Genomic DNA, 364 nt, shown 5'->3' with positions numbered 1-364 from the left:
TTCGGCCTCTGCTGCCAATGCTGACCGCAGACGGTCATTTCTCCATCCTGACAGTGACAGCCGATGAAGCTCGTCTCTTCAGCGCGTCCCGTCATGACTTGGCTGAGGAGGGCACGGTCAGTCTTCCCGAGAGAGCGTCAGTGGAGAACGATTATGAGAATCCGGTGCAGGCCAGTCCTCCTGCGCGTCCCAACGTAGGGACAGCGAACATTCCGAATGCACAGGTCTACGGAGACAGCCCACCTGACTTCAGAAAGGCGCGTTTGCTTGAATACGTCACGAAGGTATCGAAAGCTACTGAAGACATCCTTTCTGCAAGCCCACAACCCCTGGTACTCATCGCGGACGCCGAGATAAGCGGGCA

Annotated in this window: 1 protein-coding gene; it reads left to right on the top strand. The window is 56.9% G+C overall.

The features are described from left to right. The coding region (locus AC5RTB_RS16595; protein ID WP_494062145.1) for a baeRF3 domain-containing protein at window positions 1-364 on the top strand (364 nt) is incomplete at both ends.

Source organism: Arthrobacter sp. M71 S08, from assembly GCF_059089725.1.
This window is presented reverse-complemented; position numbering and strand designations above follow the sequence as displayed.